The organism is Agrobacterium sp. (assembly GCF_059499945.1).
The window spans coordinates 384,256-409,174 of sequence record NZ_JCABZP010000003.1; the positions used below are offsets into that span (position 1 = coordinate 384,256).

22 protein-coding genes are annotated in these 24,919 nt (G+C 60.0%); 11 read left to right on the forward strand and 11 right to left on the reverse strand.

The genetic code is table 11. The features are described 5' to 3' along the window. Nucleotides 1–24: 24 nt before the first annotated feature. The 3 genes from der to AC5I5B_RS04045 form a co-directional block, all read right to left on the reverse strand. Nucleotides 25–1,455: a ribosome biogenesis GTPase Der gene (gene der / locus AC5I5B_RS04035; RefSeq protein WP_107675857.1), complete on the reverse strand. Its 1,431-nt coding sequence runs from the start codon at nt 1,453–1,455 to the stop codon at nt 25–27. A 133-nt stretch (nt 1,456–1,588) separates the two neighbouring features. Beyond that, nucleotides 1,589–2,260, reverse strand: a complete 672-nt coding sequence (locus AC5I5B_RS04040) for a tetratricopeptide repeat protein (RefSeq protein ID WP_003510369.1) — start codon at nt 2,258–2,260, stop codon at nt 1,589–1,591. Between the two features lie 155 nt (nt 2,261–2,415). Further along, a complete protein-coding gene (locus AC5I5B_RS04045; protein ID WP_060725187.1) occupies nt 2,416–3,000 on the reverse strand; it encodes an NnrU family protein in 585 nt (194 codons plus the stop codon). Nucleotides 3,001–3,149: 149 nt separating this feature from the next. Here AC5I5B_RS04045 and AC5I5B_RS04050 point away from each other — a divergent pair, with 149 nt between their 5' ends. Next, complete coding sequence (locus AC5I5B_RS04050) at nt 3,150–4,133, forward strand: polysaccharide deacetylase family protein (protein WP_111834687.1); 984 nt, start codon at nt 3,150–3,152, stop codon at nt 4,131–4,133. Nucleotides 4,134–4,217: 84 nt separating this feature from the next. Here AC5I5B_RS04050 and sbmA read toward each other — a convergent pair whose 3' ends face one another. The 4 genes from sbmA to AC5I5B_RS04070 form a co-directional block, all read right to left on the reverse strand. Further along, nucleotides 4,218–5,486 (reverse strand): peptide antibiotic transporter SbmA, encoded by a 1,269-nt coding sequence (sbmA, locus tag AC5I5B_RS04055; protein ID WP_060727457.1) that lies wholly within the window; start codon nt 5,484–5,486, stop codon nt 4,218–4,220. Nucleotides 5,487–5,669: 183 nt separating this feature from the next. After that, nucleotides 5,670–6,860: an MFS transporter gene (locus AC5I5B_RS04060; RefSeq protein ID WP_111834686.1), complete on the reverse strand. Its 1,191-nt coding sequence runs from the start codon at nt 6,858–6,860 to the stop codon at nt 5,670–5,672. A gap of 259 nt (nt 6,861–7,119) precedes the next feature. Next, nucleotides 7,120–7,872, reverse strand: coding sequence for a type I methionyl aminopeptidase (map, locus tag AC5I5B_RS04065; RefSeq protein ID WP_003510360.1), 753 nt, complete (start codon nt 7,870–7,872; stop codon nt 7,120–7,122). A gap of 53 nt (nt 7,873–7,925) precedes the next feature. Then, nucleotides 7,926–8,987, reverse strand: a complete 1,062-nt coding sequence (locus AC5I5B_RS04070; RefSeq protein ID WP_003510358.1) for an LLM class flavin-dependent oxidoreductase — start codon at nt 8,985–8,987, stop codon at nt 7,926–7,928. Between the two features lie 220 nt (nt 8,988–9,207). On the opposite strand from AC5I5B_RS04070, the gene AC5I5B_RS04075 reads away from it, so the two are divergent. From AC5I5B_RS04075 to AC5I5B_RS04095, 5 genes are all read left to right on the forward strand, one after another. Further along, entirely contained in the window at nt 9,208–9,984 is a 777-nt protein-coding gene (locus AC5I5B_RS04075) for a 3-hydroxybutyrate dehydrogenase (RefSeq protein WP_003510356.1), read from the forward strand. Nucleotides 9,985–10,121: 137 nt separating this feature from the next. Continuing rightward, nucleotides 10,122–11,591 (forward strand): xanthine dehydrogenase small subunit, encoded by a 1,470-nt coding sequence (gene xdhA, locus AC5I5B_RS04080; protein WP_111834685.1) that lies wholly within the window; start codon nt 10,122–10,124, stop codon nt 11,589–11,591. A 3-nt stretch (nt 11,592–11,594) separates the two neighbouring features. Next, nucleotides 11,595–13,934: a xanthine dehydrogenase molybdopterin binding subunit gene (xdhB, locus tag AC5I5B_RS04085; RefSeq protein ID WP_162695558.1), complete on the forward strand. Its 2,340-nt coding sequence runs from the start codon at nt 11,595–11,597 to the stop codon at nt 13,932–13,934. Between the two features lie 14 nt (nt 13,935–13,948). Continuing rightward, entirely contained in the window at nt 13,949–14,803 is an 855-nt protein-coding gene (gene xdhC / locus AC5I5B_RS04090) for a xanthine dehydrogenase accessory protein XdhC (RefSeq protein WP_162695557.1), read from the forward strand. Between the two features lie 237 nt (nt 14,804–15,040). Further along, on the forward strand, nt 15,041–15,970 hold the full coding sequence (locus AC5I5B_RS04095) for a LysR substrate-binding domain-containing protein (protein ID WP_060725195.1): 930 nt from the start codon (nt 15,041–15,043) through the stop codon (nt 15,968–15,970). Here the strand turns inward: AC5I5B_RS04095 and AC5I5B_RS04100 are convergent. Next, nucleotides 15,946–16,284, reverse strand: coding sequence for a hypothetical protein (locus AC5I5B_RS04100; protein ID WP_003510346.1), 339 nt, complete (start codon nt 16,282–16,284; stop codon nt 15,946–15,948). The genes AC5I5B_RS04095 and AC5I5B_RS04100 overlap by 25 nt on opposite strands. 503 nt (nt 16,285–16,787) lie before the next feature. Here AC5I5B_RS04100 and puuD point away from each other — a divergent pair. From puuD to AC5I5B_RS04120, 4 genes are all read left to right on the forward strand, one after another. After that, nucleotides 16,788–18,050: a urate hydroxylase PuuD gene (puuD, locus tag AC5I5B_RS04105; RefSeq protein WP_111834683.1), complete on the forward strand. Its 1,263-nt coding sequence runs from the start codon at nt 16,788–16,790 to the stop codon at nt 18,048–18,050. After that, on the forward strand, nt 18,047–19,357 hold the full coding sequence (gene guaD, locus AC5I5B_RS04110) for a guanine deaminase (RefSeq protein WP_111834682.1): 1,311 nt from the start codon (nt 18,047–18,049) through the stop codon (nt 19,355–19,357). The genes puuD and guaD overlap by 4 nt, the downstream gene beginning before the upstream one ends. Before the next feature lie 304 nt (nt 19,358–19,661). Further along, nucleotides 19,662–20,381, forward strand: a complete 720-nt coding sequence (locus AC5I5B_RS04115; RefSeq protein ID WP_111834855.1) for a sulfite exporter TauE/SafE family protein — start codon at nt 19,662–19,664, stop codon at nt 20,379–20,381. A 79-nt stretch (nt 20,382–20,460) separates the two neighbouring features. After that, a complete protein-coding gene (locus tag AC5I5B_RS04120; protein WP_162695579.1) occupies nt 20,461–21,594 on the forward strand; it encodes an alpha-hydroxy acid oxidase in 1,134 nt (377 codons plus the stop codon). Nucleotides 21,595–21,787: 193 nt separating this feature from the next. On the opposite strand, the gene AC5I5B_RS04125 is transcribed toward AC5I5B_RS04120, so the two are convergent. After that, on the reverse strand, nt 21,788–22,132 hold the full coding sequence (locus tag AC5I5B_RS04125; RefSeq protein ID WP_003509523.1) for a DMT family transporter: 345 nt from the start codon (nt 22,130–22,132) through the stop codon (nt 21,788–21,790). Beyond that, nucleotides 22,129–22,713, reverse strand: coding sequence for a TetR/AcrR family transcriptional regulator (locus tag AC5I5B_RS04130; RefSeq protein WP_111834852.1), 585 nt, complete (start codon nt 22,711–22,713; stop codon nt 22,129–22,131). The genes AC5I5B_RS04125 and AC5I5B_RS04130 overlap by 4 nt, the downstream gene beginning before the upstream one ends. Nucleotides 22,714–22,903: 190 nt before the next feature. Between AC5I5B_RS04130 and AC5I5B_RS04135 the strand changes: the two genes are divergently transcribed. Continuing rightward, nucleotides 22,904–24,172, forward strand: a complete 1,269-nt coding sequence (locus AC5I5B_RS04135) for a D-alanyl-D-alanine carboxypeptidase (RefSeq protein WP_031233541.1) — start codon at nt 22,904–22,906, stop codon at nt 24,170–24,172. A 3-nt stretch (nt 24,173–24,175) separates the two neighbouring features. On the opposite strand, the gene AC5I5B_RS04140 is transcribed toward AC5I5B_RS04135, so the two are convergent. Beyond that, complete coding sequence (locus tag AC5I5B_RS04140; protein ID WP_060725201.1) at nt 24,176–24,919, reverse strand: metallophosphoesterase family protein; 744 nt, start codon at nt 24,917–24,919, stop codon at nt 24,176–24,178.

Consider the following 24,919-nt stretch of genomic DNA (forward strand, 5'->3'; position numbering starts at 1 on the left):
CCGAGCTTCAAAAGCGGCGGCCGATTACCGCCTCTTCTTCGCCTTGCTCTCAAACGGATTGTCCGACCCGCGATAATGCACCCGGATCGGCACGCCCGGCATGTCGAAATCCTTGCGCAGACCGTTGACGAGGTAACGCGTATAGCTCTCGGGAATGGCTTCCGGCCTCGTGCAGGAAATCATGAAGGCCGGCGGGCGGGCCTTTACCTGCGTCATATATTTCAGCTTCAGGCGGCGGCCGGAAACGGCCGGCGGCGGATGCTGCGTCGTCTGCGAATCCAGCCAGCGGTTCAGCTTGGCGGTCGAGATGCGGCGGTTCCAGATCTTGTCGGTATCGATGATATTCTGCATCAGCCGGTCGAGGCCATAGCCCGTCTGGCCGGAAATCGGCACGGCGCGGATGCCGCGCGCCTGCGGCAGAAGCCGCTCGGTCTTTTCGCGCAGATCGGCAAGATAGGCCTGCGGGTCTTCGACCAGATCCCACTTGTTGAAGGCGAGCACGGCGGCGCGGCCTTCGCGGATGACGAGGTCAACCAGCTGCAGATCCTGCTTTTCGAACGGGATGGTGCTGTCGAACACGATGACGACGGTTTCCGCAAAGCGGATGGAACGCAGCGAATCCGCGACCGAGAGCTTTTCCAGTTTCTCCGTCACCTTGGCCTTGCGGCGCATGCCCGCAGTATCGAACATCTTGATGGTGCGGCCGCGCCAGTCCCATTCGACCGAGATGCTGTCGCGGGTAATGCCGGCTTCCGGGCCGGTCAACAGGCGGTCTTCACCGAGGAAACGGTTGATGAGCGTCGACTTGCCTGCATTTGGCCGGCCAATGATGGCGACGCGCAGCGGCTTGGTCTCGTCATAAACCGGCTCTTCGTCTTCTTCGTCCTCGCTGCCCGGCTCGCCGCGTGGCAGAACGATATCCGTCTCCGCCTCATCCACCTCAGGCGGGAAAGCGGCGTCTTCGCCGATTGCCCCGACAATGGCGTCACGCAGGTCGATCATGCCCTGGCCATGTTCGGCCGAAATCGGGCAAGGGTCACCGAGACCCAGCGTGAAGGCATCGTAGAAACCGGCGTCGGAACCGCGCGCTTCCGACTTGTTGGCCACCAGCACCACCGGCTTGCCGCGACGGCGCAGCATTTCGGCCAGCGTCTCATCGGCCGGTGTCAGGCCCGCCTTGGCGTCCACGACAAACAGCGTCACATCGGCTTCGTCAATCGCCGCTTCGGTCTGTGCCCACATGCGGCCCTGAAGCGTTTCCGGCCCGGATTGCTCCAGACCGGCGGTATCGATGATGGTGAAACGCAGGTCGACCAGCTTCGCCTCGCCGGGGCGGCGGTCACGGGTGACACCCGGCGTGTCGTCCACCAACGCCAGTTTCTTTCCGACCAGACGGTTGAAAAGTGTGGACTTGCCGACATTGGGGCGCCCGACTATGGCGACGGTGAAGCTCATTGATCTTGGTTCCCTAGAGCAAGTCTGCCCAAAACGTTACCTGTTTTGGGCAAAAGACATGCGTAAAATAAAGAGTTGGATCGCTTTGGCAATGCGAAGAAATGCCGGAGCGATCTTACGTGGCGAAGCGGCTTTAAGCAGCCTTGCCCGAAGCGGTGATGTTGTCGAGCATGATCTGCGCGCGGTTCGTCACGTTGCGCGGCGCCTGCGTGTCGCTGATGATCTGCTCGAACCATTGTTTGGCCTTGGCGAAATCGCCAGCCTTATAGGCGGCAAGACCCAGAGCCTCACGGGCAGACGCCCGCATGGTCTGGCCGTCGGTGCTCAAGGGCTCCGCAAGGGCGACGACCTGGTCATAGGTGCCGTTGTCCACCAGCAGCCATGCCGCACGCACCTTGGCGGTATCGCGGAAGACCTGCGGTGCGGAGGTGTCGTTGCCGATGGCGGTGAAGGCGGCGATGGCGCCGGCCGCATCGCCCTTCTGCGAAAGCAGCGTGGCCGAGCGGAACTTCGCCAGAACAGGGTAATTGCCGTGACCGGAGGTTTCGAGATCGGCGAAGGCCTTCAGCGCCTCATCCGTCTTGTTTTCCGAGGCAAGTTTCAGCGCCACGAGGAACTGGTCGCCGGAGTTGGAAGCGCGGCTGGTGTTCCAGTATTCGTAGATACCGGCGCCGGCGGCGCCCACAACCACGAGAATGGCGGCGCCGACGACCACGATACCGTAACGGCCCCAGAAGCGCGACAGCTGCTCGGAACGGATCTGCTCGTTCACTTCGCGGATAAAGGTATCATTTTCGTTTGCCATCAAATTCTCCGTTACCCGCGCGGAGATCGTCGCCGATCCATCCGTTCGCGGACATACCAAGCCGCTTACCCGGGTCAACGAAAGTCAGGCCAACCGGGTCATGGTCGGCCTTCTAGCCTATTTTGCCTGATATGTAAGGGGGAAACGTTGATTTCCTACATGGCGATGGGCTGAACGCCGATCAACCATTCGTGCAGTTTCAGGATGAAAGCACCCCACAGAACGATGCCGCCGACAACGGCCACCAGATCATAGCGGCTTGAAACGAAGTCGCGGACCACTTTTTCACCCGCGCGTTCCCGGCGCTTCAGCGAAATCCGCATCACCACGCCCCAGGCGAGAAACGATGCGAAGAGGAGGATCGAAGACGTCTCGCCATTCGCCAGAAGATGGGCGAGCGCCCAGATCTTGACGGAAAGGACCATCGGATGCTTGGTCTTCGTCGCAATATGGCCAGCCGGTATGAGGCTGGCGATAAGACAGATCATCGCGGGCAGCATCAGGGTCACGGCGATATGGCTCATCCAGACCGGCGGATACCACAACATGCCCGTCTCCTGCCTTGCTTCGCCGAAGGCATAGATGACAAGCCCGAGCGTGACGAGGCTGACGACGGAATAAACGCCCTTGAAAGGGCCTTCGCCCATCGTCGCGATCATGCGGGCGCGAAATTGCGGCGCGACCACCTTCAAAAGATGCGTCAGCAAAAACAAGGCAAGACAGAGTGCGAGAAAAAGCATGGAACACGGTCCCCCGGTGGAACGAAGCGGCCCTATCACCGCAGTTGAGAACAGGAATTAGGCCGAAAGTCATGAAAACGCCAGACTATTCAAAGCTTCGCCTTATTCCACCCGCAAAAGGCCACGGTGTTTCATATGACGGATAACTGATGTTTCGCCCATTTACCGCTTTTTCCCTGTCGCTTCTCGCCGCCCTTCCCGCATTTGCCGAAGAGGCGCAGAAGCCGAAGCAGCTCGTCATCGTGTCCTTCGACGGTGCGGGCGACAATACGCTGTGGGAAAGAAGCCGGGCGACGGCGAAGGAGGTCGGCGCGCATTTCACCTATTTCCTCGCCTGCACGCTGGTGATGGACAGGAAGACCAGCGCCAAGACCTATCAGGGTCCCGGCCAGAAGGCCGGCCGTTCCAATGTCGGTTTCGGCCAGTCGCCGGAAGAGGTGGAGACAAGGCTTAGAAACATCTGGGCCGCCTATCGCGAAGGTCACGAGATCGGCAACCACACCTGCGGCCATTTCGATGGCGGCCAGTGGACCGCGGAACAATGGGATGGCGAATTCACCACCTTCACAAGCACGCTGGAAAACGCCTGGCAGATGATCGGCAAGAAGGGCGAAGAGCCCGAAGGCTGGCGCGAGATGGTCAAGAACATCAACGGTTTCCGTGCGCCCTATCTCTCACAGGGCCCGGCGCTGACCGCCGCGCAGAAAAAACACGGCTTCGTTTATGACGCCACCAGCATCACCAAGGGACCGGAATGGCCGGTGGAGCGCGAAGGCATCGAACATTTCGGCCTGCCCCTCGTTCCCGAAGGACCGGGCAACCGCCCGATCATCGCCATGGACTACAATCTCTTCATCCGCCACTCCATCGGCATCGAGACGCCGGATCGTTCGAAGGAATTCGAGGAACGCGCCTATGCCGCCTTCCGCACCGCTTTTGACAGGCAGTATAATGGCGAGCGCATTCCCCTGCAGATGGGCTTTCACTTCGTGAAGATGAATGGCGGCGCCTATTGGAATGCCTATGAGCGGCTGCTGCGCGAGGTCTGCCACAAGACCGATGTCGCCTGTGTGAGCTATGCCGAAGCCATGCCGATGATCGAGGCGCGCAAGAAGCAGAAGACCGAAGGTTAAACCCGACCGCGGATCATCCTCGGGCTTCTTCCTTGGACCGAAGCAACAGGTGCAAAAGGCGGCCGAGGGGCCGCCTTTTCTTACTCAGGGCTTGTTGGCCGCCAGTTCACCGGCTTCCGCTTCCCGCTTCAGATAACGCTCATCAATATCCGGCAGGGGCTTGTCGTCAATCGCAGCCTCAAAGGCCACAAGACGCTTGTGGATTGAAAGCAGCTCGATGATCGTCGTCCAGGAATTGACGAGATACTGGAACGAATTGCTGACCTGACCGAAGGCCGTGGCGATCTGCTGGTAGATACCATAGGTGATCTTGCCCGCCACGATGGTCGGAACGAGCATCAGAAGCAGGAACACCGCATCGGCCTGAATGTAGAAATATCGTGCGACGTTGAAATAGAGATAGTGCCAGTACATGCGGAAATAATTCTTCCGCACATTGGAGTAGAGTTCCTTGACTGTCGGCGGCTGAGCGCGGTCGGCGTGGTCCTCGCCATAGACGAGCTCCTTGCGGTAAGCCGCTTCCACACGCTGGTTGCGGAAGTTCAGGCCGGGCAGTTTGATGCCGACCGTCGCCAGAAGCACCGTACCGAACACCGACCAGACAATCGCCAGCCAGAACAGCGCATGCGGCACTTCGCCGAGGATCGGCAATTCAGAGACATAGGACGACAGCGCAAACAGGATCGGCAGGAACACAACGAGCGTCATCACCGAATTGATCAGCGTGATGCCCAACCCTTCGAGCGTCGAGGAGAACCGCATCGTATCTTCCTGAACGCGCTGGGACGCACCTTCGATGTGACGCAGCTTTTCCCATTTCGACATGTAGAAGTCGTTCATCGCGGTTCGCCAGCGGAAGATATAATGGCTGGTGAAGAAATCCGTCAGGATCGAAACGGCCATGCTGAGAAAGGCGATCTTGGCGAAGACGATTTGAAGACTGTAGAAATCCCAGACCTCGATACCCGGCTGTTTCGAAAGGGCATTTTGCAGAAGATCGCCGAAAGGCCGCCGGAAATTGTTGATCACGACGGAAATCTGAACGCCGAAATAGGTCACCGCGATAATCAGCAACGATCCCCAGATGGACCAGTATTTCCAGGGATGATCCTTGGCGATAACGGTCCACACGCCGCCGAACGCCGCCAGGCACAAGGCGAGATAGCCGTAAAAGAACAGATTCGCCGGGACCAGGAAGTAGCTGAGATCGTAGGGTTCCTGTTCAGGCATTACATAGCCCCAAGACCGACCTAACCCTTCAACGATGAAGTACCATCCAAGAATGGCGAAAAAAGCCCAGATAATGGCCGACGTGAAGAAGATTTTCGGTTTGGGAAAGAAGGAATGAAACACGTTTCGAACTCACGCGCGTTTGAAATCAGCCATTATTGGCGAAGCACTAGATGGCCCGAACCTAGGGCAGAAATTTGTGCACAGCAATGAAGAAGCGCTGACCTTAACAAGATGTAAGGCGTGCGCGGCGGACAATCCCCAAGGGAAACACCAGATTAAAGGCAGGAAAAGACGACCCGTGGCCTAGCTCCGCCGCTCCGTGGCGAGCACCGGCAGCATCAGGAGAATGCTGACGACGAGCACGGCCGAAGCGAGAATGCTGGGCGCGGTAAAACTTCCCGTCACCTCAGCAATCCAGCCGGCGGCAAGCGGCCCGACAATCTGGCCCGTGCCGAAAGCGGCCGTCATCAGCGCAAAGGCGCGGCGCGGGCTCGGCCCGGCAAATTCCCGGCCGAGCTGCAGGCCATAGGCGGTGATGACCATGAAGGTCAGTCCGAGAAGCAGGCCGCCGGCGAGAACACCCGGCACGGGCGGCAGCATCACCGAAGCGAAGACGCCGACGGCTTCCAGCGCCAGCACGATCACGAAAGCACGTTTCAGCCCCTGCGATTTCAGCACCGGTTTCCAGAGGAAAAGCGAAATGGCGGCGGCGCAACCGGTGATGAACCAGGCGAGAAACTCAACGAAAGCACCGGCGGCGGCCATGCGCGCTATCGCCACGATGAAAGTGGCGGTGATGACGTAACCGAAGCCGAAAAGCCCGTAGGCGAGCGTCGTCAGAACCAGCGGCCGTGTCCAGCGAAGCGGCGGCTCCGCCACCGCGGATGCATGTCGCGGCGGGCCAGCGGGAAGCACGCGAAAGACGAGAAGAAATGTGACGAAGGAAAAGACCGCGCCCGCAATCCATTCCTCTCTCCACGAGGAACCACCGCCGTCAAAAACGACGCCGATCAGATAGACCGCAAGCGAAGAAATCGCGATACCCGCGCCGACGCCGCCATAATGCAGCGCCTGGATCGTGTCCCTGCCCGCCTTCATGGCGTGGCCGATAACGATTTGCGAGGTGAAGATCATGGTCATTGCACTGGCGACACCGGCAAGAAACCGGATGACGGTGAAAGCCGCGACGGAACTGAAAGCGGCCATGGCAAGAAGCAGCGCAGCGGTGGAAAAGAGGCCGCAAAGGGCCACCAGCCGCTCCCGCCCCGACCCCCATGAATAGGCGGCCAGAACCGCACCCGCCAGATAACCGGCGAAGTTGCCAGCAGCCACGATCCCCGCATCCCCCGCCGAGAGCGGAACATCCGCCATCATGCCGGGCAGGATGGGCGTGAAGGAAAAACGGCCGAAACCCATGGCGGAGGCCATCATCAGCGCCCCGGAAAATCCGAGTGCGGTCAGATGTTTGGCGGAAAGTGGCTTGTCGATGCTCATGCATGGCTTATCGCAACGGGGCAGATAAGGGACAAGCGAGTTATTTTGATCGGCGTCATAAGCGGTCGTTATCGGTGCGAGACCTCAGGTGAAGGATACGGCACCGCGCCCTCCAACCCTCATTCCTGCGCTTGTCACAGGAATCCAGCCGACGCGCGTCGGCGCGACGAGAGGGCTCTTTTCAGCCCAAGGACTTGGGCTGGCTGGATCCCTGTGACAAGCACAGGGATGAGGAGATGGAAACCCGACAGCCCCACCCTCACTCGGCCAGCGTCAGCACCAGCGGCCCGTTCTTCGTCGCCACAACCGTGTGCTCATACTGCACCGTCGGCGCACTCGGATCGCTATAGAGCGTCCATGGATCGTCATCACCGTCCTCGGCCCAATAAGCTCCCGTCGACAGAAATGGCTCGACGGTGAACACCATGCCTTCCTGCATGATGCGGCGCTCGTCCTTGTCCGGCCAGGTCGCCAGCTCCTTCGGCTCCTCATGCAGCGAGCGGCCGATGCCGTGGCTCGCCAGATTGGTGATCAGCGTATAGCGGTTCTTTTTCGCGAAAGCGCCGATGGCATTGCCGATATCGGCAAACGGCCTGCCGGTCTTCACCTGCTGAAGACCCGTCCACATGGCGCGTTTGCCATCGCGGCAGAGGCGCTCGATTTCCTTCTTCACCGGCGGCACGGCAAAAGACGAACCGGTATCGCCGAAGAAACCGTTCTTCACGGCCGAGACATCGATATTGACGAGGTCACCCGCCTTGATGATACGCGGTCCCGGAATGCCGTGGGCCACTTCCTCGTTAACGCTGATGCAGGTTGCCCCGGGGAACTTGTAGCAGAACTCCGGCGCCGATTGCGCGCCATTATCCTCCAGCACCTTGCGGCCGATAGCATCCAGCTCGGCCGTGGTGATGCCGGGTTCCAGCGCGTCCGCCATGGTCTGCATGGCAACGGCGCAAAGGCGACCGATATCCTTGAGCAGAACCAGTTCTTCTTCGGTGGAAATGACCATGTCTCTGTCCGTCGTTCTGTCTGGCGGGTCTGAAAGCGCCCGCCTTGTAATAATCAGGCCGTGGCTTTCACCGGATCGGCGCTCCCCGTCAATTCTTTTCTGACGATCGGGGCGACTTTCGTACCATAAAGCTCGATGCCGCGCATGATCTGGTCGTGCGGCATCAGGCCGATGGCCATCTGCAGCAGGAAGCGATCATTCCTGAACACGCCATGCGCCTTGATGATCTTTTCCGCCACCAGCTCCGGTTCGCCGAGGAAGAGATTGCCCTCCGGTCCGCGCGCCGCATCGAAATGGGCACGGTTCGTCGGCCCCCAGCCGCGTTCGCGACCGATGCGGTTCATCACCTCCGCCTGCGGGCCGTAAAACTGGTCGGCCGCCTTGTCGGTGGTGTCGGCAATGAAACCATGCACGTTGATGCTGGTGCGCAGCTTGGTCTTTTCCTGACCCGCCCTGCGCGCAGCCTCATGGTAAAGATCGAACAGCGGCGCAAAGCGACGATATTCACCGCCGATGATGGCAAGCGCCACCGGCAGCCCCATCGCGCCAGCCCGCGCCACCGATTGCGGCGTGCCGCCGACGGCGATCCACACCGGCAGACGCTCCTGCAACGGACGCGGATAAACCCCACGCCCATTGATGGCCGGGTGCTTGGTGCCGGACCAGGTGATGATTTCCTGTTCGCGCAGCGCCAAGAGCAGATCGAGCTTTTCAGCGAAGAGCACGTCGTAATCTTCGAGATCGTAACCGAACAGCGGATAGGATTCGATGAAGGAACCACGCCCGGCCATAATCTCGGCCCGGCCGTTCGACAGGAGATCGACGGTTGAGAATTGTTGGAACACCCGCACCGGATCATCCGAACTCAGCACCGAAACGGCGCTCGTCAGGCGAATGTTCTTCGTCTTCACGGCGGCTGCCGCCAGCACAGTTGAGGGCGAGGACACGACATAATCCGGACGGTGATGCTCACCGAGGCCAAAAACATCGAGCCCGACCTGATCGGCAAGCTCGATTTCCTCCAGCAGATGTTTGAGACGGCGCGCGCCTTCCGGCCCGCGACCATCGGCGGGGTTGGGATTGACATCCGCGAATGTGTAAAGACCGAGTTCCATAAACGATACCTCTGTTTGCTTGCCTCAGAGATAGGGGCCGACGCCCCCGCAGGCAAATGCAAAATCTGGCGCAAAATCTGGATGCTTAGCTTCGAAAAAATGGATGGGCGTGGCCGGATTCACCCCTCTGTCACCCTCACCCGAAATCGCGATTGCCAGCCCGCCCCCTTTGGGCATACGCTGCTTAAACATGTGCGAAGTAATGCAAAAAGGGGAAAGCATGCATCGGACAGTTATCGTGACAGGCTCTACAAGCGGTATCGGTCTTGCCATCGCGCAGAGATTTGCGCGGGAGGGCGCCAATATCGTACTGAACGGCTTCGGCGACGAAGACGAGATCGAAAAACTGCGGCTGTTGCTGGAAGCCGAAAGCGGCGGGCGTGTGCTTTACCACCCCGCGGATATGACGAAACCGGACGAGATCGCCGACCTCATCCAGTCCTCGCACGAAAAACTCGGCTCGGTGGATGTGCTCGTCAACAATGCCGGCATCCAGCATATCGCGCCCATCGAGGAGTTTCCGACGGAAAAATGGGACTGGATCATCGCCATCAATCTGACCAGTTCCTTCCATACCATGCGCGCCGCGATACCGCTGATGAAGAAGGCCGGCAAGGGCCGCATCATCAACATTTCCTCGGCCCACGGTCTCGTCGCCTCACCGTTCAAATCGGCCTATGTGGCGGCCAAACACGGTATCATGGGCCTGACGAAGACGGCAGCGCTTGAGCTTGCCCAGACCGGGGTTACCGTCAACGCCATCTGTCCCGGTTATGTACTCACGCCGCTCGTCGAAAAGCAGATACCTGAGATGGCCAAGGTGCGCGGCATCAGCGAAGAAGCGGTGAAGAACGACGTGATGCTGGAGCTGCAGGCGACCAAGCAGTTCGTCACCGTCGATGACGTGGCCGCCGCCGCCATATTTCTGGCCAGCGACGCCGCAAGCAACATCACCGGCACCCATATTTCCGTGGATGGCGGCTGGACGGCGCAATAATTGCCAGATTTTCTTTCCGTTATGGAAACAATGAATTGCCAAAACGGAAATCGATATGCGCGCAAGAGCGTGCATAGATACGTCAAGATAATCACAAGAAACCGGCTCGGCAGCTGGTCAAAACAGCAGGGCATTGCATGAAGGACGCGATCAGCTTCATCCTCAACAACGAAACGGTTTCGTTGAAGGATTTCGGACCGACGGACACGCTTCTCGATTACCTCCGCATCAGCAAGCGGTTGACCGGGACCAAGGAAGGCTGCGCGGAAGGTGACTGCGGCGCCTGCACGGTGCTGGTCGGGCGGCTGCTTGATGGTTCTCTGCGTTATGAAAGCGTCAACGCCTGCATCCGCTTTCTGGGCTCGCTGCACGGCACCCATATCGTGACCGTTGAGCATCTGGCCGCCCGCGACGGCACGCTGCACCCCGTGCAGCAGGCCATGGTGGATTTTCACGGCTCGCAATGCGGTTTCTGCACGCCGGGTTTCATCATGTCGCTTTATGGCCTGTGGCTTACCAGCGAAAACCCCGGCCGCGCTGATATCGAAAAGGCGCTGCAAGGCAATCTCTGTCGATGCACGGGCTATGAGCCGATCGTGAAGGCCGCCGAAAAGATCGCCACTGCGCGCCCAAGCGCGCTGTTCGACCCGCTGCAGCGCGACCGCACCGACATCATGGCAAGGCTCTGGGCGATCCGCGAAAACGAGACGATCACCGTCGTCAGAGGCGAGGATCGCACCATCATTCCGGCAACGCTTTCCGATCTGACCGAGATTTACGCTGCCGAGCCGAAGGCGACCATCGTTGCCGGCTGCACCGATGTCGGCCTATGGGTGACGAAGCAGATGCGGGCGCTGAACCCTGTCATCTTCATCAACAATCTCGGGGATCTGCAGACCATCGCTGTGGATGAGAACGGCATCACGCTCGGTGCCGGCGTTACGTACAGCCAGGCCTTCAAGACCATTGCAGAACATTTTCCGCCGCTTGCCCGGCTGTTTGACCGGCTCGGCGGCGAGCAGGTGCGCAATATGGGCACGATCGGCGGCAATATCGCCAACGGTTCGCCCATTGGCGACACGCCCCCCGCCTTGATCGCACTCGGCACGACGCTCACCCTGCGCTCGTCTTCCGGCAACCGCAGCCTGCCGCTGGAAAGCTATTTCGTCGATTACGGCAAACAGGACCGGCTGAGCGGCGAATTCGTCGAAAAACTCTTCATTCCGTTCCGGAAGCCGGAAAGCCGTTACGCCGTCTACAAGATTTCCAAGCGGCGCGACGAGGATATTTCCGCGCTGTGCGCCGCCTTCAACCTGACGCTTGACGCCGATGGCGCGGTCGAAGATATCCGCATCGCCTTCGGCGGCATGGCCGGCACGCCGAAACGGGCCGCGCATCTGGAGGCAGCGCTTCTCGGCAAAGAGTGGTCGCAGGAAACGATCGATGCGGCGCGCGATGCGCTGGATGAGGATTTCACGCCACTGACGGACTGGCGTGCGACGGCCGAATATCGGCAACTGACGGCCAAGAACCTGCTGACGCGGTTTTTCCTTGAGACTTCAGGGGAGAAGCAGGAACTAACACGCTTCACTTTGGAGGAGGCTTGAACCATGGACACCACAAGCTTCGACAAGACGAAGACCGAAATCGACGGCCCGATGCATGCCTCGCTCCGGCACGATTCCGCGCATAAGCATGTGACCGGCAGCGCCGAATATATCGATGATATTCCCGAACCCGCCGGCCTCGTTCACGGCGCGCTCGGCCTTTCCGACCGCGCGCATGCCGAAATCGTCTCCATGGACCTGTCAGAGGTAGAAGCCACACCGGGCGTGCTCTGGGTGATGGTTGGCAAGGATGTGCCCGGCGAAAACGATATATCTTCCGGCGGCCGTCACGACGAACCGCTGCTGGCCGAAACAAAGGTGGAGTTCCACGGCCAGCCGATTTTCGCAGTCTTCGCCGAGACCCGCGATATCGCCAGAAAGGCGGCCCGCAAGGCGAAGATCACCTATAAGGACCTGCCGCATTTCACCGATATCGACACGGCGATTGAAAATGGCGGTGCGCTCGTCATCGATCCGATGACGCTGACACGCGGCGATGCCAAGCTGGAAATGGATGTGGCGCCCCGCCGCCTCACCGGCACGATGCGGATCGGCGGGCAGGAGCATTTTTATCTCGAAAGCCACATTGCCATGGCTGTGCCCGGTGAGGATGACGAGGTAACGCTGTGGAGCTCCACCCAGCATCCCAGCGAAATCCAGCACATCGTCAGCCATATGCTTCAGGTGCCGTCCAACGCCGTCACGGTGCAGGTGCGCCGCATGGGCGGTGGCTTCGGCGGCAAGGAAACGCAGGGCAACCAGTTTGCCGCCCTCTGCGCCATTGCCGCCAAGAGGCTGAACCGAGCCGTTAAAATCCGCCCCGATCGCGACGAGGACATGACGGCGACCGGCAAGCGCCATGATTTCCGCGTCGATTACGAGCTGGGCTTCGACGAGGAAGGCCGCATCCACGCCGTTGACGCCACCTATGCGGCGCGCTGCGGTTTTTCCTCCGATCTGTCAGGCCCGGTAACCGACCGCGCGCTCTTCCATGCCGACTCCAGCTATTTCTATCCGCATGTACACCTCACCTCCCGGCCGCTGAAAACCCATACGGTTTCCAACACCGCCTTTCGCGGTTTCGGCGGTCCGCAGGGCATGCTCGGGGCTGAACGTTTCATCGAGGAAATCGCCTATGCCGTCGGCAAGGACCCGCTTGATGTCCGCAAGCTGAATTTCTACGGAGAGACCGGCTCCGAGCGCACCACGACGCCCTATCATCAGGAGGTCGAAGACAACATCATCGCCCGCATCGTCGAGGAACTGGAAGCTTCCAGCGAATACCGTGCGCGCCGGCAGGCAATCGTCGAGTTCAACAGGACGAGCCCGATCATCCGCAAGGGCATCGCGCTCACCCCTGTCAAATTTGGCATCTCCTTCACCATGACCGCATTCAATCAGGCGGGTGCCTTGGTGCATATCTACAATGACGGCTCGATCCACCTGAACCATGGCGGCACAGAAATGGGCCAGGGCCTTTATACCAAGGTGGCGCAGGTGGTGGCCGATGCCTTCCAGGTGGATATCGGCCGGGTGAAAATAACGGCCACGACCACGGGCAAGGTGCCGAATACCTCGGCCACCGCCGCCTCCTCCGGCTCCGATCTCAACGGCATGGCGGCCTATGACGCCGCCCGCCAGATCCGCGAGCGGCTCGTCAAATTCGCCGCCGAGAACTGGAACGTGCCGGAAGAAGAAGTCGTCTTCCTGCCGAACCGGGTGCGGATCGGGCTTGAGGAAATCGCCTTCAACGACTTCATCAAAAAGGCCTACTTCGCCCGCGTGCAGCTTTCCGCCGCCGGTTTTTACAAGACCCCGAAAATCCACTGGGATCGCGCCGCCGGTCGCGGTACGCCGTTTTATTATTTCGCCTATGGCGCGGCATGCTCGGAAGTGTCGATCGATACGCTGACCGGCGAATATATGATGGAACGCGCCGATATTCTCCACGATGTCGGCAAGTCGCTGAACCCGGCCATTGATATCGGCCAGATAGAAGGCGCCTTCGTGCAGGGCATGGGCTGGCTGACGACCGAGGAATTATGGTGGGACGGCAAGGGGCGGCTGCGCACCCACGCTCCCTCGACCTACAAGATCCCGCTCGCCTCCGACCGGCCGAAGAGCTTTAACGTCAAGCTGGCGGAATGGTCGGAAAATGCCGAACCCACCATCGGCCGCTCCAAGGCCGTGGGCGAACCGCCCTTCATGCTGGCGATCTCGGTTCTCGAAGCGCTCTCCATGGCCGTCGCCTCCGTCGCCGATTACAAGGTCTGCCCACGGCTTGACGCGCCGGCAACGCCCGAACGGGTGCTGATGGCGGTGGAACGGCTGAAGAAGGTGTGAGGGGGCCAGCGCCAATGCCTGATATCCCCCTGTCCGCGTTCCTCGCCCGCCTTGTCCCCGCAATCCTCGTGGAAATCGAGGCTGTGAAAGGCTCATCGCCGCGTGAGGCTGGCACCTTCATGCTGGTCTCGCAAGACGGCATGTGGGAAACCATCGGCGGCGGGCAGTTTGAATATATGGCGATAGACCACGCCCGCGCGATGTTGAGGAGCGGTGCCGCCGAAGACCGCATGGATATTCCGCTCGGCCCGGAAATCGGCCAATGCTGCGGCGGGCGCACCCTGCTCCGGTTCCGGCGCGTAACAGCGGAACTCGCGGCAACGCTCGAGGCAAGGCTGAAGGGCGAAGCCGCACAACAGCCGGCCATCTTCATTTTCGGGGCGGGTCACGTCGGCAAGGCACTGGCGCAGGCTCTGTCGCTCCTGCCCTTGACCCTGACTGTTGTGGAAACCCGTGAAAACGAGTTGCACGGTCTTCCGCAGGAGGTCACATCCGTGCTGACCCCCATGCCGGAGGCGCTCGTTGCGAGAATTCCGGCAAACGGGGCTGCGATCATCGTCACCCACGATCACGCCCTTGATTTCCTCATCGCCAGGGAAGCGCTGGCCCGCGACGATCTCGCTTATGTCGGCATGATTGGCTCCAAGACCAAACGCGCCACCTTCGCCCATTGGCTGGAACGGGAGGGAGAACCCCCTTCCCGCCTTGAAAAACTCGTCCTGCCCATCGGTGGCAATGGCGTCAGGGACAAGCGGCCTGCAATCATAGCGGCCCTTGTGGCAGCCGAGTTACTGCAAGCATTTTCCGCTGCCGAAACCCGTCGCAACGAAAATCAACGCGGCCATCCTCAAGACCAAGATCACGCCTGAGCCCATCCGGCAGACTTTCATCCGCCAGATTGTCTGGCGCAAGGCTTTCAAGGGTAAACCGTTCCGCTGTCCGCAGACCCGCACGCAGGCGGGACCACGCGCGCAAAAGTGCTGTGCGCATGTTCGTCTCCATTCAAAAATGTCAGAAGCTCAGTTGATGAATTGAGCTAAAAATGCTCTGTTTTCCGAATAAAAACCAATGAAACCTTTGGCCGCTGACATAAAGAGAACTTATCCATGAAAATGTCCCGCCAGTTCCCCCTGAATGCCCTGCGCGTGTTCGAAGCCGCAGCGAGGCATCTGAGCTTCACCAAGGCCGGCGAGGAACTGGGCATGACGCAGACGGCGGTCAGCTATCAGGTGAAACTGCTGGAGGAGAATGTTGGCGAGCCGCTCTTCATCAGAAAGGCGCGGCAGGTTGTGCTGACCGAGGCCGGGCAGAAACTGGCGCCGAAGGTTGCGGAAGCCTTCAACACTTTGCGGGAGGCCGTCGATAATGTGCGCGACACCTCCGACACGACCCTGACAATCCATTCCACCGCGACTTTTGCGTCGCGCTGGCTTTCGCGGCATCTGGGCGCCTTCCAGCTGGAACACCCATCAATCGCCGTGCGGCTCGACACATCAAGCACATTGATCGATTTTTCCCAGTCAGACTGCGATGTCGCCATTCGCTGGAGCAAAGATAACGGCAAAGGGCTGATCTACCATCAACTGCTGCGCGGCGTTTATACGCCGATGCTGCATCCGAGCCTTGCCGAAAGCATCGGCGGATTGCACAAACCGGAAGACCTGCTGCGCCTGCGCATTATCGATCCCGGCGATGTCTGGTGGAGCCAGTGGTTTCAGGAAGTGGGCGTCGAAAATCCCGGCCTCGACCGTTATCCCCGCAGCCGCCTCAATGTGCAGGCCTTCGAAGCCGCCGCGGCAATCGCCAGCCAGGGCGTGGCCATGCTCACCCCTGAACTCTACGCCGATGAGATTGCCCTCGGTCGACTTTATCAACCCTTCGAGCACCTCAGCAGCGAAGGAAAGAACTATTGGCTGGTCTACCCTGAAAACCGTAGGAACATTCGCAAGATAAGGCTGTTTCGCGACTGGATACTGAAGCGGATCGAGGAAAGCCGGCAGCAACAACCGCCTCAAAACCCCATGTCCGGCGCATAGAAACAGCGCGGCGTATCCTCATCCGGAAACAGGCAGAGATGATATTCGCCATCTTCTGATCGTCTTGCCTCGCGCTGCGACCAGCTGAAAACGTGGCGTCGGGTGACCATGCGGTGATCGCCGGGTGCGAGCGAGACCTCATAACCGTCAGGCGTCACACGAACGCTTCGCGTGGGAATCATCTGGCAGTCGCCGGTTTCGGCGTCACCATTGCAGCAGTAGCTTTCATATTTGAACCCCTTGTGGGATTCATGCGCAAGCGCGGTGGCGCTGAATGCCAAAAGCAGGAAGAGGACCGTCAGAACAAGGCGCATCGGCATGGTCTCCGTTGAAACAACGGCGGCCGCCGGAAGATCATTGCGTCCCTTTATTCAAATTTCACATCAACACCCACCCGGACACAACGGCACCGGGAACTGCGATACCTGCCCCCTGATCTGCCCCACCCAGGGTTCGCAGCGCCCGCTTTCGGAAGAACCGCCAGCGAAACATGTCATTGAAACCCTGCGCATCGGCGTAAAACCGGAATGGATTTCCGACGAGGCGCGCCCGCGGGCTCCGCAGCCTTATATTTTAGCACATCAGCAGACTGCACAAAGGATAATAGCTGAGTCGCGTTAGCCAGCTAAGCACAAACTGCGACAGGAATGAGCGGCTGCAACTTTACCGGGCCAGCCCGCGTGCATGGGCGAACCGAAACGAGATTGCGGACACAAAGGCATCGGATTGTGAACAATCACGTTCCAACCTTTGCTTTTCACTTTCCTAACGGTCAAATTTCTCGCAAGGTGCGCTGCACAAGGATCAGGGGAACCGCATGTACGAATACGCCATTGCGTGGGAATGGATGGCTTTTGCCGTCCGCTGGCTCCACGTCATCACCGCCATCGCCTGGATCGGCTCATCCTTTTATTTCATCGCGCTCGATCTCGGGCTGGTCAAACGGCCGCATCTGCCGCCGGGGGCCTATGGCGAGGAATGGCAGGTACATGGCGGCGGTTTCTATCACATCCAGAAATATCTGGTCGCCCCCGCCCAGATGCCCGAGCACCTGACATGGTTCAAATGGGAAAGCTACGTCACCTGGCTTTCCGGCTTCGCCATGCTCTGCATCGTTTATTACGGCGGCGCGGATCTCTTCCTGATCGATCATTCGGTACTGGCGCTTACCCAGTTCCAGGCCATCTGTCTTTCGCTCGCTTCGCTTGCCATCGGCTGGCTGTTTTATGATTTCCTCTGCAAATCGCCGCTCGGCAACAATACCTGGGGCCTGATGATCGTGCTCTATGTCGCGCTGGTGGCGATGGCGTGGGGTTATACTCAGGTTTTCACGGGCCGCGCCGCCTTCCTGCATCTCGGTGCGTTTACCGCCACCATCATGTCGGCGAATGTGTTCTTCATCATCATTCCCAACCAGAAGATCGTGGTTGCCGATCTGATCGCCGGGCGCACGCCGGACCCGAAATACGGCCGCATCGCCAAGCAGCGCTCGCTGCACAACAACTACCTGACGCTGCCCGTCATCTTCTTCATGCTGTCGAACCATTATCCGCTGGCTTTTGCCACGCAGTTCAACTGGATCATCGCCGCACTCGTCTTCCTCATGGGCGTCACCATCCGCCACTGGTTCAACACCACCCACGCCCGCAAGGGCAAACCGACATGGACCTGGCTGCTGACTGCGCTGATCTTCATCGTCATCATGTGGCTTTCCACCGTGCCGAAAGTGCTGACCGGCGAAGAGGAACAGAAGGCCGCCACCCTCTCCCCCATGCAGCAGCAATTCGTCAGCGACGCCCATTTCGCCAAGGCGCGTGATGTGGTTCAGGGCCGCTGTTCCATGTGTCATGCGGCCGAGCCGGTGTGGGAAGGCGTGCCCTTCACACCCAAATCCCTGAAGCTCGAAACCGACGAACAGATCGCCGCCCACGCGCGTGAAATCTATTTGCAAGCCGGGCGCAGCCATGCCATGCCTCCCGGCAACATCACAGCCATCACCCCGGATGAGCGCAAGGTGCTGACCGCCTGGTATGAAAGCGCGGTGTCCGGGACAGGAAAAGCCGAAGGAAAGACTGAATGAGCATGGTTCTGCTGCGTGGCCGCCTGCTGAGCTTCCGCCGCGCGCCGCTCTCGATCGACGATACGCAAAGCTATCTCTATATCGAAGATGGCGGCCTGCTTCTCGAAAACGGCAAGATTGCCGCCATCGGCGATTATGCCGATATTCGCAGCCAAGCGCCTGATGACATCGAGGAAAAGGATCACCGGCCGCATCTCATCGTGCCCGGCCTTATCGACATGCACCTGCATTTTCCGCAAATGCAGGTCATCGGCTCATACGCTGCCAATCTGCTGGAATGGCTGAACACCTATACCTTCCCGGAAGAATGCCGTTTCGTTGAAACCGCGCATGCCCAGCGCATCGCCACGCATTTTTACGACGAACTCCTGCGCCACGGCACCACCACTGCCGCCGCCTATTGCTCCGTGCACAAAACCTCCGCCGACGCCTTTTTTGCCGAAGCCATGAAGCGCGACATGCTGATGGTTGGCGGCAAGGTGATGATGGACCGCAACGCCCCGCAGGGCCTGCTCGACACGCCGGAGACCTCCTACGACGAGACGCGGGCTGTCATCGCCGACTGGCACGGCAAGGGCCGCAACCACGTCGCCATCACGCCCCGCTTCGCCATCACCTCCACGCCGAAGCAGATGGAAGCAGCCCAGGCGCTGGCGCAGGAATTTCCCGATCTCTTCATCCAAACGCATCTCTCGGAAAATCTGGACGAGATCAAATATACCTGCGAGCTTTACCCCGAAGCGACTGATTATACCGATATCTACGTGCGTTACGGCCTGATGGGCAAAAAGACCCTGCTCGGCCACGCCATCCACCTCTCCGAGCGCGAAGCGGACGTGCTCTCGGAAACTGGCGCCGTGGCCGTGCATTGCCCCACCTCGAACCTGTTCATCGGCTCCGGCCTCTTCCCGATGAAAAAGCTGCAGCGTCGCGAAAAGCCGGTGCGGATCGCGGTTGCGACCGATATCGGTGGCGGATCGAGCTATTCCATGCTGCGCACCATGGATGAGGCCTACAAGATCCAGCAATTGCTGGGCGAACGCCTGAACCCGCTGGAAAGCTGGTATCTGATGACGCGCGGCAATGCCGAGGCGCTTTCCATGGTCGACCGCATCGGCACCCTGGAAGCCGGCACGGACGCCGACATCACGGTGCTCAACGCCTCTTCCACCCCCGCCATGGCGCTGAAGATGGAAGTAGTGAAAAGCCTGACGGAAGAACTGTTCCTGATGCTCACCATGGGCGACGACCGCACCGTCGTCGAAACCTACGTGGCCGGCAAGGCGATGAAAAGCACGCTTGCATAGTTCGGCTTGGGCCGAAGCACTTAGCCACAAACTCATTTACACAGTCACATATTGAATCGAGCGGGTGCCGCGTCTTTCTTCTCCCCGCCGGGGAGAAGTCCGCGGCAGCGGGATGAGGGGGCAAGGGTGGTGAGATACGGCAACGTCGCCCCCTCATCCGACCCTTCGGGCCACCTTCTCCCCGGCGGGGAGAAGAAACCGTGCCGCACCCGCTCGCTTTCTATGTCTGGCTGGCACCCCCGGCCAAAATGCGAATGACCTCTGGAGTGCGCCCGTGCCGGATTTAGACACAACCACCATGCTGATGGTTTTTGCCACCTTCACCGTCGCAGGCATCGTCAAGGGCGTCACCGGCATGGGGCTGCCCACCGTCGCCATGGGCGTGCTCGGCCTCTTCATGCCGCCGGTTGTTGCCGCAGGGCTGCTCATCCTCCCTTCCTTCATCACCAATATCTGGCAATTGCTGGCCGGCCCGGATTTCAGGGCTATCGTGGCGCGGCTCTGGCCGATGATGATCGCCATCGCCGCCGGCACGCTTCTCAGCGTCCGGCTGATGACGGCAGGCGCCGGCATCTGGACCACGTCGGCGCTCGGTTTGTGCCTTGCGGCGTACGCGGCCTACAGCCTCTTCGCAAAGCCCTTCGCCATTCCTGCGAGACTGGAACCGAAGCTCTCCCCGACCATTGGACTGGCGACCGGCCTGCTGACCGGCGGCACCGGCATTTTTGTTGTTCCCGCCGTGCCCTATATCCAGTCGCTCGGCTTCAGCCGCGACGATCTCGTGCAGGCGCTCGGCCTTTCCTTCACTGTTTCCACCGTCGCACTCGCCGCAGGCCTCGCCTCGCAGGGCGCCTTCCATGTCGAGCATCTGTCGCTGTCCGCGCTCGCCATCCTGCCGGCACTTCTCGGTATGTGGCTTGGCCAGAAGATCCGTAACATCGTCAGCCCTGCGACATTCCGGCGCTGGTTCCTCATCTGCCTGCTTTTATTGGGAGCCGAACTGTTTTTGCGGGCTTTCTGGTGATCAACCCCGTCGATTTTGATGTTGCAGCCATCCCATTCATGTTATGTGAAGCCATCATTCAAATGTGAAGGCTTTATCCATGGGCAAAATCCTGACCATAGCGGACCTGAAGCAACAGGCTCAGCGCCGTGTGCCAAAAATGTTTTTCGACTACGCCGATAGCGGCGCTTGGACGGAAGGCACCTACCGCGCCAATGAGGATGATTTTTCGAAGATAAAGCTGCGCCAGCGTGTGCTGGTTGACATGACCGACCGGTCGCTGGCGACCGAAATGGTCGGCCAGAAGGTCTCCATGCCGGTAGCGCTCTCCCCCACCGGCCTCACCGGCATGCAGCATGCCGATGGCGAAATGCTGGCCGCCAAGGCTGCGGAGGAGTTCGGCGTGCCCTTCACGCTCTCCACCATGAGCATCTGCTCCATCGAGGATGTCGCCTCCGTCACCTCGAAACCCTTCTGGTTCCAGCTTTACGTGATGAAGGACCGGGACTTCGTCAACAATCTGATCGACCGCGCCAAGGCCGCCGGATGCTCTGCGCTGGTGCTGACCCTCGACCTGCAGATTCTCGGCCAGCGCCATAAGGATCTGCGCAACGGCCTGTCCGCCCCGCCGAAATTCACCCCGAAACACATCTGGCAGATGGCCACGCGGCCGAAATGGTGCATGGACATGCTGCGCACCAAGCGCCGCAGCTTCGGCAACATCGTCGGCCACGCCAAGAATGTCTCCGACCTGTCATCGCTCTCCTCCTGGACGGCGGAACAGTTCGATCCGCGCCTGTCCTGGAAGGATGTCGAATGGATCAAGCAGCGCTGGGGCGGCAAACTGATCCTCAAGGGCATTCTTGACGAGGAAGATGCGCGCGCCTCTCTCGATACCGGCGCCGACGCCATCATCGTCTCCAACCATGGCGGCCGCCAGCTCGACGGCGCGCATTCCTCCATCGCGATGCTGCCGAAGATCGTCGACGCCGTCGGCGATAAGGTCGAGGTGCATATTGATGGCGGCATCCGCTCGGGTCAGGATGTGCTGAAAGCGGTCGCGCTCGGCGCCAGGGGCACCTATATCGGCCGGCCTTTCCTTTATGGCCTCGGTGCCGATGGCAAACAGGGCGTGACGACAGCGCTCGAGATCATCCGCAAGGAGATGGATGTCAGCATGGCGCTTTGCGGCAAGCGGCTGATTACGGATGTGGATCGCAGTATTCTGGCGTGATGGTGACAGAGGGCGGTAGTCTCTCTTCCGTCATGCCGGACTTGATCCGACATCCAGCCACAGCGCGTCTGCGCCGTGAGAAATCAGCCTTTCGCGATCAAGGACTTGACCGCACTGGACCCCGGATCAAGTCCGGGGTGACGGAGTGTGTATATCGCCCTCTGTCACCAATCCCACATGCAAATAACCACCCTCAATGCCCCACCGTCTTCGAAAACACATTCACAATCACCACGCCGGTGATGATGAAGCCGAGGCCGACCACGGCGGCGAGATCAAGCGTCTGCCGGAAAACAAAATACCCGATGCCGGAAATCAGCACGATGCCGAGCCCGCTCCAGATCGCATAGGCCACACCGACCGGCAGCGCCCGCAGCGTGAATGACAGCAGATAAAATGCCGCACCGTAAAACAGCGCCATCAGCACTGTCGGCAGCAACCGGGTGAATTGCTGCGACTGCTGCAGGAAAGAGGTGGCGATGACCTCGCAGACAATGGCCGCGACGAGCGCCCCATAGGTGAAGATTGCCGCGTTCATCGTTCCATTTCCTTCTTCGTCTGGGCGATCATCCGGGCCTTGAGAGCCGCCCTGTCGCCACCTGCCCTGCCGTCATCGGCCAGAAGATCGGCAAACCAGATGCCGTCAGCTGCAAGCCTTACGAGCTCCAATACCACCCCCTCATCCGTTTCCTTGTGACGGATGAGACGTCCTTCGTACCAGCTGGTCCACATGCGCCGAAGCGACGGTTCACCGACCATCGATACCGATAGCGCAGCCCACTGCCTGCCCGATTCCCGGTCGCGATCGGCAAAAACCGCGTTCACATAGGCCCGGGTGAAGCATCCATGGGCTTCACGATCCTGTGAGATGAGCACGTCGATTTCCGCATCCAGCGCCGAAAGAAGGTCCGCCATGACAGCTTCCAGCAACGCCTGCTTGGAGGCGAAATGGTGAAACAGCCCACCCTTCGTCACCCCCGCCGCGTCCGCCACCGCCTGCACGGAAAGCGCCGCAACACCTTGGTCAGCAGCAAGTTTCGCCGCGCAATCGAGAAGATTGCGGCGCACGATCTCAGGCTGCTTCTTGCGTTCATGTGCATTTGTCATGACAGTAAACATACCGGATGGTTGGTTTCTTTTCAAGAAAATTGTGAGGGCAGCCATCGGGTTGAAATTCATACTTAATTAAGCATGAAAACGATCTCTAAAGTTTTAGCGGTTTTGTTGCCGGAAAGTGTCAGTAAAACTTCGTCCATCGCGGCGATCGAACAAAAAGGGGTGGATTATGTCGGGAACGGTCAAACGGGGAATGGCGGGTGCATGGGTTTTCGCACTCACCTTCTTTTGCGCGATCCTCTCATTGCAGGCATCCCCTGCGCAGGCCGGCTATGCCCATTTCATCATGGATGCCAATACCGGCAAGGTTCTGGCCTCCCGAAATGCCGATGTGCTGAACCACCCGGCATCACTCACCAAGATGATGACGCTTTACATGACCTTCGAGGCGCTGCACGCCGGGCGGCTTCGCTGGGACCAGAAGATAACGATGTCCAAGAATGGTGCAGCCGTTATCCCCTCGAAGCTCTATGTGCGACAGGGCAAGACCTTCACCGTGCGCGAGGCTGTTTATGGCATGATCGTCAAATCCGCCAATGACATGGCCGAAGGCATGGGCGATCACCTCGGCGGCTCCGAAGCGCGGTTCGCCGACATGATGACCCGCAAGGCCCGCCAGCTCGGCATGACCAAGACGGTGTTCCGCAACGCCTCCGGCCTGCCCAGCAAATCGCAGGTGACGACCGCGCGCGACATGGCCAAGCTCGGCCTTGCGCTGCAGCGCGACTTTCCCAAGGAATATGGCCTCTTCGCCATGGAATCCTTCAGTTTCCGGGGAAAACGCATCCGTGGCCACAACAATCTGATGTATCGTTATCAGGGCATGGACGGCATCAAGACCGGTTATACCAATGCCTCCGGCTTCAACCTCGTCAGCGCCATCAATCACAATGGCCGCCGCGTCGTCGGCGTCGTGCTGGGCGGCAAGACCGCGCGCAGTCGCGATGCGCAGATGGCCGCCCTTCTCGACAAGGCCGTGCCGCAGGCATCGAGAAGCCGCAATACCGAACAGCTCGTCGCCAGCGCCAGTGTCAGCCGCACCTTCGATGTGCCGCCCGCAGCCGTGCCGCTCCCCATGTTCGCCGAACGCCGCTCCGACCCGGTCGCCATGCAGATCGCCACGGCCAACAACCAGATGGCCGACATGATCCAGGTCTCCGCCATTCCGAAACCCGCACCCGCCGCTGCCATTGGCCAGCCCACGGGCCAGAGAAGCCGCTGGGAAGTGCAGATTGCCGCAACCGACAGCGAAGCCGCCGCACGCTCGCTGCTCGCCAATGCCCGTTCCAACATCGGCAGCTATGCCGGGATCGCTCCCTATACCGAAGCAGTACAAAGCGGATCGGCGACGCTCTACCGCGCCCGGTTCACCGGCTTCGAAGATCAGTCTTCGGCCGTTTCCGCCTGCAAGGAACTGAAGGCGCAATCCTACGCCTGCGTGGTGATGACCAGCGAGGGGTGATGACTAGCGCTTCAGCCAGCCGTTCTCCAGTGCATCAGCCAGATAGGGAATGCCGTTGACCCGCGCCATTTCGGACATGGCCAGATTGTCGTAACGGATATTCCGGAAATAGACCTGCCAACCGCGCCCGGTCTCTTCCAGCACGGCATAGGTGGCGAGCGGATGGCCGGCCTCGACGTGATGGTCGAAAGGCGTGTCGTCCTTCCAGCCGGGGCAGCCGACGCTGCCGGGATTGACGATCAGCCGGCCATCGGAAAGCTGCACGGCACGGGGAATATGCGTGTGGCCGCACAGCATCAGCGGCTGGGTGATACCATCAGCCATGGCTTCGATTTCGGCGAGCGGCCGCAGTTTCAAAACGCCTTCCGGCGAAAGCGTCTCGAGCCAATATTCCAGATCGCCGCGCGGTGAGCCGTGGCAGCAATAGGCGACGTCCTTGAACACCATGCTGAACGGCAGCGTTTGCAGCCAGTCCATATGGGCTGGGCTCAGCTGCGCATGCGCGGGTCGTTCCCAGCTCCCCATCTCCTCCGGCGCGCGCTCGATCAGCTCGCGGTCATGATTGCCGCGAATGCTGGGTATCCAGTTGCCAACAAGCACATCGCCGGTAAATCCCGCTTCCAGCGGACCGCTGAAACAATCACCGAGATTGACGATGTCCTTGATGCCAAGCCTGGCGATATCCTCCAGCACGGCTTCGAGTGCGGCGCAGTTTCCGTGAATATCGGCAATGGCGGCAAAGATCAT